Source organism: Photobacterium sp. R1 (assembly GCF_054600795.1).
In genome coordinates, this window is record NZ_BAAHZP010000002.1 from 289,588 (window position 1) to 304,207 (window position 14,620).

The 14,620-nt window shown below is 50.6% G+C and carries 9 protein-coding genes; 5 read left to right on the forward strand and 4 right to left on the reverse strand.

All coding sequences use genetic code 11. From position 1 onward, the window contains the following. The first annotated feature begins 19 nt into the window (after positions 1-19). Genes ACYP03_RS04305 through ACYP03_RS04315 form a run of 3 tightly spaced genes read left to right on the forward strand, consistent with a single transcriptional unit; the run spans position 20 to position 4,259 of the window. The gene (locus ACYP03_RS04305; RefSeq protein ID WP_459778624.1) at positions 20-1,906 is read left to right on the forward strand and encodes an XrtA/PEP-CTERM system amidotransferase; all 1,887 of its coding nucleotides are present in this window, start codon (positions 20-22) and stop codon (positions 1,904-1,906) included. Continuing rightward, on the forward strand, positions 1,903-3,093 hold the full coding sequence (locus ACYP03_RS04310; RefSeq protein WP_248142553.1) for a glycosyltransferase family 4 protein: 1,191 nt from the start codon (positions 1,903-1,905) through the stop codon (positions 3,091-3,093). The genes ACYP03_RS04305 and ACYP03_RS04310 overlap by 4 nt, the downstream gene beginning before the upstream one ends. Then, positions 3,090-4,259, forward strand: coding sequence for a glycosyltransferase family 4 protein (locus ACYP03_RS04315; protein ID WP_248142554.1), 1,170 nt, complete (start codon positions 3,090-3,092; stop codon positions 4,257-4,259). Before ACYP03_RS04310 ends, ACYP03_RS04315 begins: the two co-directional genes overlap by 4 nt. 129 nt (positions 4,260-4,388) lie before the next feature. On the opposite strand, the gene ACYP03_RS04320 is transcribed toward ACYP03_RS04315, so the two are convergent. From ACYP03_RS04320 to ACYP03_RS04330, 3 genes are all read right to left on the reverse strand, one after another. Continuing rightward, positions 4,389-5,735 carry a putative O-glycosylation ligase, exosortase A system-associated gene (locus ACYP03_RS04320; RefSeq protein WP_459778626.1) on the reverse strand — a complete coding sequence of 449 codons (1,347 nt, stop codon included), beginning with the start codon at positions 5,733-5,735 and terminating at the stop codon, positions 4,389-4,391. Between the two features lie 349 nt (positions 5,736-6,084). Further along, complete coding sequence (locus ACYP03_RS04325; RefSeq protein ID WP_248142555.1) at positions 6,085-7,557, reverse strand: oligosaccharide flippase family protein; 1,473 nt, start codon at positions 7,555-7,557, stop codon at positions 6,085-6,087. Between the two features lie 11 nt (positions 7,558-7,568). Beyond that, positions 7,569-8,528: a polysaccharide deacetylase family protein gene (locus ACYP03_RS04330; protein WP_248142556.1), complete on the reverse strand. Its 960-nt coding sequence runs from the start codon at positions 8,526-8,528 to the stop codon at positions 7,569-7,571. 432 nt (positions 8,529-8,960) lie between these two features. Here ACYP03_RS04330 and ACYP03_RS04335 point away from each other — a divergent pair, with 432 nt between their 5' ends. Next, positions 8,961-10,466: a chondroitinase-B domain-containing protein gene (locus ACYP03_RS04335; protein ID WP_459778628.1), complete on the forward strand. Its 1,506-nt coding sequence runs from the start codon at positions 8,961-8,963 to the stop codon at positions 10,464-10,466. On the opposite strand, the gene ACYP03_RS04340 is transcribed toward ACYP03_RS04335, so the two are convergent. Beyond that, complete coding sequence (locus ACYP03_RS04340) at positions 10,411-11,616, reverse strand: GNAT family N-acetyltransferase (RefSeq protein ID WP_459778630.1); 1,206 nt, start codon at positions 11,614-11,616, stop codon at positions 10,411-10,413. The genes ACYP03_RS04335 and ACYP03_RS04340 overlap by 56 nt on opposite strands. Before the next feature lie 176 nt (positions 11,617-11,792). Here ACYP03_RS04340 and prsT point away from each other — a divergent pair, with 176 nt between their 5' ends. After that, positions 11,793-14,561, forward strand: a complete 2,769-nt coding sequence (gene prsT, locus ACYP03_RS04345; protein WP_459778632.1) for an XrtA/PEP-CTERM system TPR-repeat protein PrsT — start codon at positions 11,793-11,795, stop codon at positions 14,559-14,561. Positions 14,562-14,620: the final 59 nt, after the last annotated feature.

Below are 14,620 nucleotides of genomic sequence, written 5' to 3' on the forward strand. Positions count from 1 at the left end.
CGGTTTAAAGGGGAATTGTATGTGCGGTATCGCAGGGATTATGAATCTGCAGCGGGCGGATCAGATTGATTCAAGGCTGCTGCAGCACATTAACCGGCTCCAGCGCCATCGTGGTCCGGATGACGAGGGATATTACACCGATGAATGGGTAGGTCTGGCACACCGTCGTCTGTCCATTATTGATCTGTCAGGCGGGCACCAGCCGCTGTTTAATGAAGACCACACGGTCGCAGTTGTTTTCAATGGTGAAATTTATAACTTCAGTACATTAGCCAGTGAACTGAAAAATCTCGGACACCAGTTTCGCACCCTGAGCGACACGGAAGTGATTGTGCATGCGTGGGAACAATGGGGAACAGACTGCCTGAAGCGTTTTCGCGGGATGTTTGCTTTTGCCTTGTGGGATAAAAATACCCACACCCTGTTTCTTGCCCGGGATCGCCTGGGAAAAAAACCCTTGTTCTACACCGTGACCCGGAAAGGGCAGCTGATCTTTGCTTCAGAGATGAAAGTACTGGTCTCCCACCCGGATGTGGATTGCTCGCTGCGCAATGAAATGGCTGAAGAATACTTCATGTACGGCTACATTCCTGACCCTTTCACGGCTTATCGCAACATTTTCAAGCTCCCGGCCGGACATGCCCTGACCCTGCAGCCCGGCAGTCAGATCTCCCCCTTCCAGTATTGGGATTTGGCGGCGCCTGCATCAGCACTGAGCTGGCATGAAACACAGGAAGCGCTCATCGAGCAATTGCAAGAAGCCGTCAGGATCCGCATGATCGCCGATGTTCCTCTGGGGGCATTTCTGTCCGGCGGTGTTGATTCCAGTGCCGTGGTCGCCATGATGTCCGGGCTGCAGTCTGAGCCGGTCAACACCTGTGCGATCGGATTTGATCAGGCCAGATTTGATGAAACACGCTACGCCCGGATGATTGCCGATCAATACCAGACGACACATTTTGAGCAACAGGTCAGTGCAGATGATGTCAGCCTGATCGAAATTATCGGCCGGCTTTATGATGAGCCATTTGCTGATGATTCCGCACTCCCGACATTTTTGGTATGTCAGTTAGCCCGGCAGCGAGTCACTGTCGCACTGTCCGGCGATGGCGGGGATGAAGTATTTGCCGGTTATCGCCGATACCGGTTTCATCTGGCAGAACAGAAAGTCAGAGACATGCTCCCTTCCCCTATCCGACAACCCGTATTTGGCTTTCTCGGTCACATGTACCCCAAAGCGGACTGGGCGCCACAGCGTTTCCGGGCAAAAACGACCTTTCAGTCTCTGGCGCTGGATACAGTGGATGCTTATGCGAATACCATGTCGAAGCTTCGGTATCAGGACAGACAGGCTTTATTCAGCCCGGCTTACCGGCACAGCCTGAATGGTTACACCGGCAACCACATCCTCCACCAGCATGCCCTCAATGCGCCAAGCGACGACCCGCTCAAACAGATCCAATATCTGGATTTTAAAACCTGGCTGCCGGGCGGTATTTTAACCAAAGTCGACCGCGCCAGTATGGCGAACTCGTTAGAAGTGCGGTCCCCTTTACTCGATCATCAGCTGCTCGAATGGGCATTCCGCATTCCCGGCCGGGACAATATCCGCAAGCAGGAAGGCAAGTACAGCTTCAAAAAAGCGCTGGAACCCTGGCTCCCTGAAGACATTCTCTATCGTCCGAAAATGGGGTTCAGCATGCCGCTATGCCACTGGTTCCGTCATCAGTTACGGCCCTTACTCCAGGAGCAGATCCTCTCGCCTGTGATGCTGGACAGCGGTTATTTTGCCCCTGAACAACTGAAAAAAATGATCGCAGAGCATACCAGCAACCGCCGGGACCATGGGGTGGCACTCTGGAGCCTATTGATGTTTGCCCAGTTTTTGGGGAGGCAAACGTCATGAGAATCCTGACCATCTCCACCCTGTATCCGAACGCTGTCAATCCCAGGCACGGCATCTTCGTTGAAACCCGGCTCCGGCAACTGAAAAAGCATTATCCGGACATCAGGCTGACCGTCATCGCACCTGTCCCCTGGTTTCCTTTCGCACATCCGATGTTTGGCCAATACAGCGAATTTGCGTCTGTCCCTTTGACTGAAATCCGTTACGGAATTCAGGTATATCATCCGAGGTATCTTGTTATCCCTAAAATAGGGATGAATCTGACACCTGTGACGCTCGGGTATACGCTCAAAAGGCAGATTCGCAGCATGATGCGGCAAGGATTTCAGTTTGATCTCATTGACGGCCATTACTATTTTCCGGACGGTGTCGCCATTACCGAGGCTGCGAGAGAATTCAACAAACCTTTCACGGTGACCGCGAGAGGAACAGACATCAATCTGCTCCCGACCTTCCCCAGTGCACGCAAACGCATTCAGGAGGTGATGACGGCCAGTCATCATAATCTGGCCGTCTGTGATGCGCTCCGGACCGCCATGATTGAACTGGGTGCTGAACCAGACAGAGTCAGCACCCTGCGAAACGGCGTTGATCTCGATCTCTTCAGCTTCAGTGATGAATATCAGCAGCAATTACTCAGAAAAGCACTGGGTCTGCCACTCAATATCCCGATTGTGATTTCTGTGGGCTTACTCGTCGAGCGGAAAGGCCACCATCTGGTCATTGAAGCGCTTCGTCAGCTTCCGGAGGCTTTACTGCTGATAGCCGGCAACGGCCCCCAGAAAAAAGCCCTGACAGCCCTTGCAAAGCAATACGGAGTAGCCAACAGGGTGCGTTTTCTGGGGCGGCTCAGTCAGAAAGAGCTTTCTGGGTATTATGGTGCGGCGAGCGTCCTGACGCTCGCCTCAGATCGGGAAGGCTGGGCAAACGTCTTGCTCGAATCCATGGCCTGCGGCACACCAGTGGTCGCAACCAATATCTGGGGAACGCCTGAAGTGGTTCGCCAGCCCCGCGCAGGTACGCTGGTCGAACGCAATGCTGCGGCAATTGCTGAAGGCATTCAGCACATCCTGGACAACCCTTTTCCCCGTGCAGCAACCCGGCATTACGCTGAACAGTTCGACTGGTCAGCGACATCTGAAGGTCAGTATCAGTTGTTCAATCGGCTCATCAGGGAGACCTCATGAAAATTCTGTACCATCATCGGGTTGCTTCTAAAGATGGGCAGTTTGTCCATATTGAAGCCATTCTGGATGCATTCGCACAACAAGGCCATGAGATCATTCTTGTCGCCCCCGCAGTTTCGGAACAAGCGAGTTTCGGCGCAGATGGCGGCTGGGTCAGCCAGTTACGCCGCAATTTGCCGCGTGTTCTCTGTGAATTACTGGAATTGGGCTACAGTGCATACGATTTTTTCAGACTGTGCCGGGCCATCCTGAAACACCGGCCCGATGCAATTTACGAACGTTATAACCTGTTCCTGCCATCCGGTGTCATTGCCGGGAAAGTGTTTCACCTTCCGCTGATTCTGGAAATTAATGCCCCTCTGTTCAAAGAGCGCTGCCAGTATGGCGGACTCTCCTTCACCTGGCTCGCCCGCTGGTCTGAAGTCTTTACCTGGCGTAATGCCGACCACACACTGCCAGTGACTCATGTCCTTGCCGGGGATGTCCGTCGCGCAGGCGTTCCGGATGAGCGGATCACGGTCATCCCAAATGGCGTGGATACAATCTTGTTCCACCCCAGTACAAACCCAAAACATCCGGACTTTGCCGGACATCTGGTTGTCGGGTTTGTTGGTTTCTGCCGTGAATGGCATCAACTGGACCATGTTCTCGCGTTGATCGCTCAGGCAAATCGGCACCGGCATCCGGATGAGCTGCCCATCAAGCTTCTGATCGTCGGGGATGGCCCGGTGCTGAATGATCTCCGACAACAAGCAAAGGCACTGCAAGCTGAGCAACAAATCCACATCGTCGGTCTGGCTTCCCGGGACACCATGCCAGACTGGCTGGCACAGATTGATATTGCCATTCAGCCTGCCGTCACCCCCTGGTGTTCACCGTTAAAACTGATCGAGTATCTGGCCTGTGGTAAAGCGATTGTCGCACCGAACAGCGACAATATCAGAGAACTGCTGACTGACGGTGAAAATGCACTGTTGTTTCAGGAAGGGAAATTAAACGAGATGCTGACCTGTATCGAACGCCTGATATCCGATACACCACTTCGCCGATCCCTGAGTAATCAGGCAGCCAAAACAATCGACCAACGTAAACTGACCTGGCAACACAACGGCGAACGGATTATTTCTATTTTTCATCAGTTGCTGGAGCAAGAAAAAACACCCTGAACCAGTTATCAAATCGGTTATCGAAAACGGGACAGACACCAGAGAAACGAACCGGGACATTCACCGGTATTATTCCCAGAGACCTTGATTCAGGCAGGCGTTTGTTGAAAGAGAAAACGCCTGTCTCATTCAAGCTCTGGAAGAATACCCCTGCACTTCCGCTGTATTCCGGCGCGAATAGTCCCGCAACACCATCACTTTCACCTGCATACTTAATCCGGCCATAGCAGCAGCCAGCGCCCAGAAGAGCTCAAGGTATGCCAGCGACAACGCTGCACCCGCAACACAAAATGCCAAGAGTGAAACCTGCATCATTCTGGCCAGATCAACCTGCCACCGGTATTGTTCATTCCAAGGTGGCTGACTGAGCGTCACTATCACCCAGCGCATTTTCAGGAATGACAGCAAGATAATCAGCAAAAACAGCGCCAGCCCCACAAACCCATGATCCCCCAGAACCTGAAAATAGATACTGTGTGCGGCTCTGGATTGTTCTCCCGGAGGTGGTGTTTCAATAAAGTTGACTTTATCAACATCCACCGACAATCGTTCCCAGACCGTCGGAAAATAAGCCGCTTTAAACCCACCCCCCAAAAACGGACGATCCATCGCCATCAGGGTATGAACTTTCCAGGAATTTACACGATTAATGAATGACGTGTCATTTGTGGCCGCTGTTTCAATCGTTTCCATTCGGTCATACCACTGTTGCGGTAATATCAGGACAGACAGGCAAGCCACAACGCCGACTGCGAGCAAAGTCAGGGCTTTCCTTTTACTCTTGATCCAGAAATAACAGCCGATAATCGCCAGCGCCAGAAAACCGCCCCGGGAATAGGTGCCAAGAATCGCCAGAATGCAAAGCCCCAGCACACCGACGAGACCGGCTCGAATCCACTTCTCTTCTACCGACTTGAGCTGGTACACAATGAGCGGAATGATCATACACAGCGCGGTCGCAAAGTGGTTATTATCCGTCAGCAAATGTCCTGTCGGGCCCTGTATTTTATGCCCGCCCATGCTGGCAATAAACTTCAGCCCTTCAATCGCTCCCATAAATCCCACCGACATAATGAGACCCCAGAGAAGCATTTCAAATTCATGCCGCTGCCTGATGATTAAAGCGATCATCATGAACATCAGAAACACTTTCGAAAATTTTTCCCACTCCAGCCACACCAGCTCTGGAATAATGATCGTGTTGTAAGTTGTCAGTCCGGTCAGAATCCAGAACAAACAGGTAAACACGACGACCCCATCCATTAAAATCACTGGCTTGCGACGTGAAAACAGGTAAGTCAGAAAAGTGATGAGCGCAAAGGCGGTATTGTAGCTGATGGGTTTGGCAAAACTGTAAACCCAGTAAGAGGGTACAAAAAGCCCCGACCACAACCAGAGCGAAACAGCCATATAAGGCCTTCGTAAGGATAAACAGGCTAAGATCATGAAAACACTTAAAAATACAAGATCCCTCATGACTCAGCCTCCGGTGCTTATTTGCGATGATGTGGTTTTGCTTGTTGTTTCGGCATCACTTTTTTGTCTTGTTTCACTGAACGAACACAAAGATAAACCAGTAAAAACAGTCCCAACGTGAAAAGAATCGACTCCATCACTCCCTCCATCATGCCAACCCTGAAAAAAAAGCCATTTCAATACAGAGTTTTATGTCATTTTAAATTGATAATTTGCTGCCGGATTCACTCTTCTCACTATAGAACCGGATTGACTGGCCCACAAAATTTTGAAGATGATTAATTTATCAATGTAAACCCGACTGAAAACAAAAACGTCTGGTTTCAGGATGTCATCCGGAAAGACATTTTCAGTTGCTGCTGGTCAGCGGAATACGGAACATCCGGCCCAGCTGCACCTGAATGCTCCGGTATTCTGGTATCCATCGGACTGACAATGGCAATATCAGAATCATCGCTATCGTATACACTGCCACACCGGTTGCCACACTCACGATCAGTCCCATCACATGACTCTCAATTTGCGCCGACACCAGACTGACGCAGAAATACATCAAAACGGATACAAGCAGCGGCAGGATAACAATTGGCAGAAAACGACTGGCTTTCAGACGAATCACAGCCAGGAAAATGATCGCCACACACACAAGAAAAATGCAGCCCACAATCAGCCGCACCATGGATAAACTTGCCGGGTCGTCATATCCAAGACCATAAAAGCCGACGATCACCAGAACAATCGCAACACAATCCCACAGAAAGAGTGAAGGCATCTTTGATTTTAAAATCAGCACTGTTTGCACCACCATGTACAGTGTCATAACGATCATCAGAAAAGAAAGATGCTGCATCACGGGAATCACAGCCAACCACTTCTGGCCCAGAATGACATGAACGAAATCTTCACTGATAGCACACATACCGAAAGAAACCGGCATCACCAGCAGCATCAGCAACGCCAGCTGAGAGTAAAGCCGTTCTTTGAAGAGCTGTTCATTGTCTTTAAATTTAGCAAAGACGGAGAATGCTCCCCGGTTCATCGGCGACAGGAAATCGGTATATGGCAGCCAGGAAAACTCCTGCGCCATATTGTAAAAACCGATATCACGGCTGCTGAGCAGATTCCCCAACACCAGCATATCCATCCGGGAACGCAGATATCCGGACACTGACACCAGATACAACCACTTAGACACATACCACTGCTCTTTCCAGTACCGGGTGCTCCAACGTGGCCGGAACGGGCAAAGCATATAGCTGGAGCTCACTTCCATGACAGCCATCAGCATCACACCGGCCACCAGCGCCCAGTAATTGCCGACGATGAACGCAAGCAGGATGGTACAAACCGTACCGAGGGTTTTCGCAACCATCAGCATCACGGTTTCCATTTTAAAATTGAAGTTTTTTTCAAACACATCCATGCCCACATTATGAAAGGCACGGAGCAGCGGGATCACACTGACAACTTTCACGACCAACGCCAATTTAGGCTCGTTGGCATATGAAGCAATATAGTCAGCTGAAAACCAGAGGATGACTGCACTCACCAGACGGAAAAGCAGATTAAGCGACCAGATGCTGTTCAGTTTTTCTTCATCTTCCGTGTTTTCCATCAGCACATACTGCTTTGTACCGACAGTAGACAGCGCAATAAAAAAATAGACGAAAAACATGGCGAAACCCGCAACGCCATAATCCTCAGGAGACAGCAATCGGACAAGTACCAGCGTGCTGATCAGCCCGATACAACGGTTGTACCAGATCATCAGCAAGGTCCACTTCGCACCTGAAAAGATTGCCTGAGAATACTTATCAGCCATATCGACCGCCTTTAGGCTTCTGTCATCGCCATATCTTTCGCCAGTACAATCTCTCCGCCAAGCTCTTGCTGAAACCATTCAATATAACGACGCGTCGTCGTTTTCAGATTCAGACAGTCCTCAGCTGTCTGTGCATAAGGTGTTCTCCCCTCAACCACACTGGGGGAGTGAAATGACAGCACAAACACTTCCTGACCGATATTTAGCTGAGCCTGAGTGATCGCTAAAAGCTGAGATAGATCATTACCTTCCGGAGACAGCCGGTATTTTCTCAGTCGGAGCGCTTTACCGATGAAACGGGTGAGCCCCGTGTGATTCAACCGCTTACTCCATGACGGAAACTGATTGACTTTCATTTCAAGCCGCCTGGACACCGACAGCCATGAACTGGTGTGAGGAATATGACGGATGGCATTTTCAACGAAAGGCTGATTGGTTCGTTCACTGAAATCCGGACCACTCTGATGACTAAAGTCACAATAAGCACTGATGCTGAGATCGACCTGATAACCAAGCGAACGTAAATGCTGATTGGTCAAAGGGCCGATACCATATCGTCCTGCCAGATAGGTCACTGGCGTCATCCCGGACACAGACTGAATTTTCTCTGTCAGCAGGCGGATTTTTTCAAATTCAATTTCCGGGGAAAGATTGCAAGGATAAGATTCAAAATCGGATGCCTCTTCCTGAGTCGAGACAAAGGGCGGATTCACCCAGGGATGAAGGTGGGCAGCGAATTCCACTTGCTGATCAACCCGTGGCTGGTAATGGGAAATCACTTCCTGCCCGCCAGGACTATCGACAAAAGGATAATCCATCGCCAGGGTAATTTTGGCGCCGACATCAATTAACTCAGCCATAAAGGGAATCAGAACCTGATGATGGTTGACAGCATTATTCGCACTGTTGAACCCCTGTTCCCAGTCAAATTCTTCTTCTGCATGAATCACGACCAGCAGTTTAGCGACCATCTCTTCCCCCCTGGTTCCCTCTCAGTTTCAGAACGGTTCCGGCGTGGAAAGATTCCATATTCCGGATATTGGCACACGAAGTACGGTGAATTATTGCTTCTTAAAGATGGCACAAGAACTGCTGAGCAACCAAAGCGATCACAAAAAAATCTCCTGTTTCGGTCCATCAATTTTGTCATGCTGCAGCATAAAATTTTCATGCGGTACCGGGAGCAATACATCCTGTCCCAAATTCGCTGGGTTCAAAATATCAGTGCACGTTGAATCAACGCGTTCGCATAACTTGCTGCCTCAATCACAGAGCGTCCTCACAACGGGTCTTTCGCCAGATGTGTGATTTCTTACCTATACTCAGCCGAATAAGCAGTGCGATTTTTTTGCCGTCTGTACTGTGCCAGCCAGCGTATTTCATTGTGATTCCGGAGGATGCGGATGTTTCGCAACGGACTGAAAACCTACTTCGCCATCATCGGCATCCTGGCCCATCTTGTCGTGATCAGCGGGATGGTCTATCTCGTCAGACACTGGGTCACACAAAATGAAACTCTGCCTGCAACACTCCGCCATTCGGCCAATCAATTGAAGCAACTTCGCCCCGAACTGCAGCCGGTACATCAGGCCATCGCCGGTGTCGCGAGCAGTTTATCCAGTCCATCCTATTTTTGGCGCGAGTTTGATACCCGGTACTGGCCCACCATCGGGCCAGACGGGCATACTCAAGCCACACCTGCGGCACCACTGGGTACCCTTTGGGTATCCGACGCGGAAAGTTTCAAGAACGCTCTGAAACAGGTGCTTCCGGGACAGGAAATCGTCCTGAAAAAAGGCCGGTATGCGCTTCAGGAAAAACGACTGGACATCAGCCAGGTCAGGCCTTCTGCATCCAGACCCATCATCGTTCGCGCGGAAGAACCCGGACATGTAGTTCTGGTGCTGAATGGCCTGGAAGGCATTGTGCTCAACCAGCCCTACTGGACAATCTCCGGGCTGACATTCAAAGGCGCCTGCCCCGTCCCTTCTGACTGTGAACATGCACTGCACATCGTCGGCGACGCAGATTACAGCCTCATCGAAAACAATACGTTTATCGATTTTAATGCGGCCATTAAAGTGAACCGTTTCCGGCAGGCCTTTCCGGATAACGGTATCATTCGCCGCAATCATTTCTACAACACTCAGCCAAGGGATACATCAAACCCGGTCACACCCATCAATCTGGACCATGGCAATCAGTGGGTGATCGAGCGGAACATCATTCGTGATTTTATAAAAACCGGCGGCAACCAGGTCAGCTATGGTGCTTTCATGAAGGGGGGCAACAGAAACGGAATTATCGAAAACAATCTGGTCATCTGTAATACCAGCAGCCGTCAATATGGCGGATATCAGGTCGGGCTGTCATTGGGCGGCGGCGGCATGGGACAGGAAAACCGCCGGGACCAGGCTGCCTTCGAAGGACTGAACCACACCGTCAGAAATAATATTGTAATGCATTGCAACGATGTCGGTCTGTACATCAATAAAGTCAGTGATGCTCTTGTGAACAACAATATTTTCTATCACACTTCCGGCATCGATGTGCGTTTCCCGGAATCCAGCGCCAGACTGCTGAATAATATCGTTGGCGGACACATTCGCGAACGCGATCAGGGCAAAGCCGCTGCATCACATAACCTGCTCTTTTCCATTGATTTTCTGACCGAAAAACAAAAGCTCGATGACTGGTACAAATCACCGGCGATCGGCAATTTCTCCCCTAAAGATCAGGTCAGGCAAACAGAATTAATGTCTCAGGCAACCACTTACCCGATCACAGCACAACAGACAGTTTCGGACTTTTGCGGCAACCTTGTGAGGCCACAGGACAGCTTTGCCGGAGCATTCAAGAGCAGCGAGAATTGTTTTGTGACCAGACCCGGCGCTTCAGACCGCGAATAACTTTTTTCATCCGGTACAGGAGGTGCGGAAACCGGTAATGATATACCGCAAACCCGACGGTCTGATTGGCAAACGTCTGCTTATAGCGGGACACACCGCCCATGAAGTCATATCCGTCGAATCCTTGTTCCATGGCCATCTGAATTAACAGATAATGTGCCACCAAACCCGGCTTCAGGTGTCTGTCCTCAGCTGAACTGCTCAAGTCATAGTTCAGCGCGCTCAGATAAAACAGGACCCAGTTGCCATGATGAAAGTTGTACACCACACCCAGATCCCTTTCACCGGCATAAATATGATGAATGGCGACAGTGCCTGAAGGCAGACCGCGGCGAATCAGCTCCTGATGAAACCGGAGAAAATGCGGATTAGCAAAACCACTCTGCCCGGGCCGATTGCCCCAGCGCTTCAGGTGATAGCCAGCAGCATGCTCAAACAGTACGAGTCCCTGCGCAACTGAACTGGCCGTGATAACTTTCAGCCCTCCTGCAGCCTGATAAATTTTCATGCTGCGTTTGATCTGATACCGGGCGCTGCGAGACAGATAGCTGTCCAACGTTTGGTGCTGCTTCTGAAGAGGCGCAAAATACAGCTGGAAAGCCTGAGACTCCCACCCCACTTCCTTTTCCGGCAGAACCACAGTGCCGTCTGCCAGTACCATCAGGGTGTCTGTCCCGTGCTCAAATGTGTCTGTTCCCATCACTGCGCAGCTTAAAAAATCCTTGTCCTGAGTGACACCGACGACAAAGGTGTCAGCCCCTTTCATGTTGTTCATGACACAAGCCGTCATCAGCGGACGCACCAGATCAGCAACGGTTCGATCGAGCAGGAAATCGTTATATTCAATCCAGATTTGATCCAGCAAACGGTCGCCCGTCCGGTGGAGACAAAACTGACGACCCAAAGACAGCGAAGTCATCTTGTTTTCGTGAATCACAATAATGCCCAGCCCGACGACACACGCCTCATTGCGTGCCACCACCACAGAAAAGTCGTCCACAAAACAGTCCAACCAGGTGCCAATCCACAACCAGGACAGAAAAAAGTTTGATTCTGCACGGGCTTCCAATGCCAGCCATTGTGTTTTCAACCATTTCTGATCCGGGTTGACTACCCATTCACACTGGAAAAAATCACTGTTTCGGGCCATCCGCTGCTTTCCGACATTCTCTGAGCTCAGTTGTCTCAATCATAGCAAACCCAAAGCTTCTGACTTTTCTGAGATATTTTTGAGCCGTCTGTTTTTTACACAGCCAATCCCGCCCGGTGTCAAAAGAATGACTATCATAAAAAAGTCCACACCCAAAAAATTCGACAGGGATGCTTATGGCTAAGTTACCTCGTACTTCACTGCATGCGCTGACACTTGCCGGACTGCTCGCCGCAACACTCACTGCCTGCGGTGAACAATCGATTGAAGAATACATAGCTAAAGCGAACACTTATCTCAGTCAAAATGAAGAAAGCGCTGCCATCATCGAGCTAAAAAACGCTATCCAGGAACACCCGGATGCGGATCAGGCCCGCCTGATGCTGGGTAAACTGTATTTGCGGCAAGGTGACTTTGCCGGTGCCGAAAAAGAATTATATAAAGCCTTGCGTGGTACCCAGAACAAAGATGAAGTGGAACCGCTTCTGGCCCATGCTTATCTGGGACAAAAGAAATCCGCAGAAATCGCCGATCTGGCGGAACAGCCGCAGAGTCATCAGCCCGAAGTCCTCGCAGACCTTTATGCAATGAAATCGCTGGCCTTGCTGCGGGATAACGACCAGGAGAGTGCCCAGAATGCTTTCCTTCAGGCCCAGCGCACAGGGCAGACAACGCTCTATACCCGTCTTGCCAAAGCCAGTCTTGAGGCTTCCCGGGACCATACAGAAAAAGCACTCAAAGAAGTCGAAGCCATTGTTCAGGCTTATCCGGACAGCAGTGAGGCATGGATACTGAAAGGTCATCTCGAAACCAGATTAAATCAGGATCAGGCCGCTGCCAGCAGTTATCGCCAAGCTGTACAGAGTTCGCCCAAAGCCCTGCAATACACCCTGTTTCTGGCTCAGGCTCTGGTTAAAACCAGACAGCTCAATGAAGCCGAAAAGTACGTCGATGCCTTACTAGCTGCTTTCAGCGGTCACGCACTCACCAATGAACTGAAAGCCACCATTCTTTATGCCAGAGGTGAGCAGGATGAAGCGAAGGTGCATGCCGATCTGGCCATTCGAAATGGCTCACGCAACATCACCACTTATCTGATCTCTGGCGTCGTTGCCTATCATCAGGGGAACTATGCGCTCGCCAGTGAGCGTCTGGAAAAAATCATGCCTGTCATGACCGACAACAACATGGTGAAACGCCTTTACGCTGCCAGCCAGCTGAAGCTCGGAAATATTGAAGGTGCCATGCAAACCATGCGTGGTTTTGATGTCACGAATCTGGAAGACAGTCAGTTCATTTCCAGTATGAGTCTGGAATTTGCCAAAGTCGGACGCCAAGATTTTGCACTTTCGCTGGCAGAACAAGCGTCGGCCGCTTCTTCACCCGACAATCAGCTTCGGTTGGGTCTGCTGCAGCTGGCGAGTCATGACGCCACCGGCATTGAAACTCTGCAAGAAATTCTGAACAGCAATCCGGATATGCCTGAGGCTACTCTGGGACTGGCTTACTACTACATGAAACAGGGAAAGTACGAACAGTTACATGAAGTCGCAGACGAATGGCTGGCCCGGGACCCGGATGACAATGCCGCCAACATACTGAAAGCCTTCGTGCTGCTGATTGAAAACAAACCGGCTGAGGCAAAAACCATCTACCGTAAAATACTCAGTCAACATCCGGGCAATGTTCAGGCAAAGCTCGGACTGGCACAGATCGCCGCCTTAGACGGTGACACTGACAAAGCCTTTGATTTCGCGCGTCAAGCCTATGAAAACAAACCGGGGCACGCACTGACTACCCGCTCACTTTACCGGTACGCTCAATTCAGCGGTAACATCCAGCAGGCCTTTGATATCGTTGCGGCTCAGGTGAAAGTCCATCCGGATAATCCATCGCTGAAACTGGATCTGGCCCGTGGCTACATCTTGCGACAGCAACCGGAGAAAGCCATCGCCTATATCAGGGAGCTGCCCCCCCACCAGCAAACGATTCAAAGCTGGCAATTACTTGGTGATGTTTATTTCTCACAGAAACACTACCGGGAAGCCGAAAGCGCTTACAGCAAATGGCTGGAAATGGATGTTCTCAATCAGCAGGCTTATCTCCGGAATATCCAGATTAAAGAAATGAACAATAAGATAATCGAAGGACTGACGCTCGCTGAAAAAGCGGAAGAGCAATTTAGTCAGACCCCGCTGTTTTCCCTGATGAAAGCCGGACTGCAACTCAGGCTGGGTGAACTGGATGCCAGCCAGAAAACTCTGGACAACATGCCTGAATCTGTCAAAAAGCAGCAGTACTTCATGCACTTACAGGCCTTAAATTATCTCCAGCGCCAGCAGTATCCGGAAGCCACGGCATGGCAGTTGAAACGCTATGAAGCTTACCCGGGCATCCAGAGTGCAAACGACGTTGCCGGGGCATATGCCATGAATCATGAGTCAGAAAAAGCGGCGGCTTTTATTGAGTCCGTTCTCAGGGAACATGGCGAAAAAGCAGCACCACTCCGGTTGACCCTGGCGCAGCTTCAGACAAAACATCAGCCGGATAAAGCTATGAAGCTGTACCGCACGCTGCTGGAAACAGATCCCAATAATGTGCTGGCGCTGAACAATCTGGCCTGGCTGTACCTGTCCAAAAAAGACTACAAACAAGCCTGTGACAACGCATCCAAAGCCCATGAGCTGGCGAAGGGACACCCCCAGATTCAGGATACGTACGGGTACTGTTTGCTGAAATCCGGTCAGGCCGCCAACTCTTTGCCAATGCTCGAAAAAGCCTACAGACAAGTGCAGAACAACCCGGAAGTTGCATTGCACTATGCCGAAAGTCTGCTTGCCAATCATCAAGCAGGGAACGCGAGAGATGTGCTGAGCCGCGTGAACACAACCGATCCGGAACTGCTGCAGCTCAAACGTAAATTGGAAGCGCAGATCAACCTGTAGTCTCCTGCCGCCCCGGCGACACGGGGCGGGTTAACAAAGTGCCACCAGAAAATTAGGAT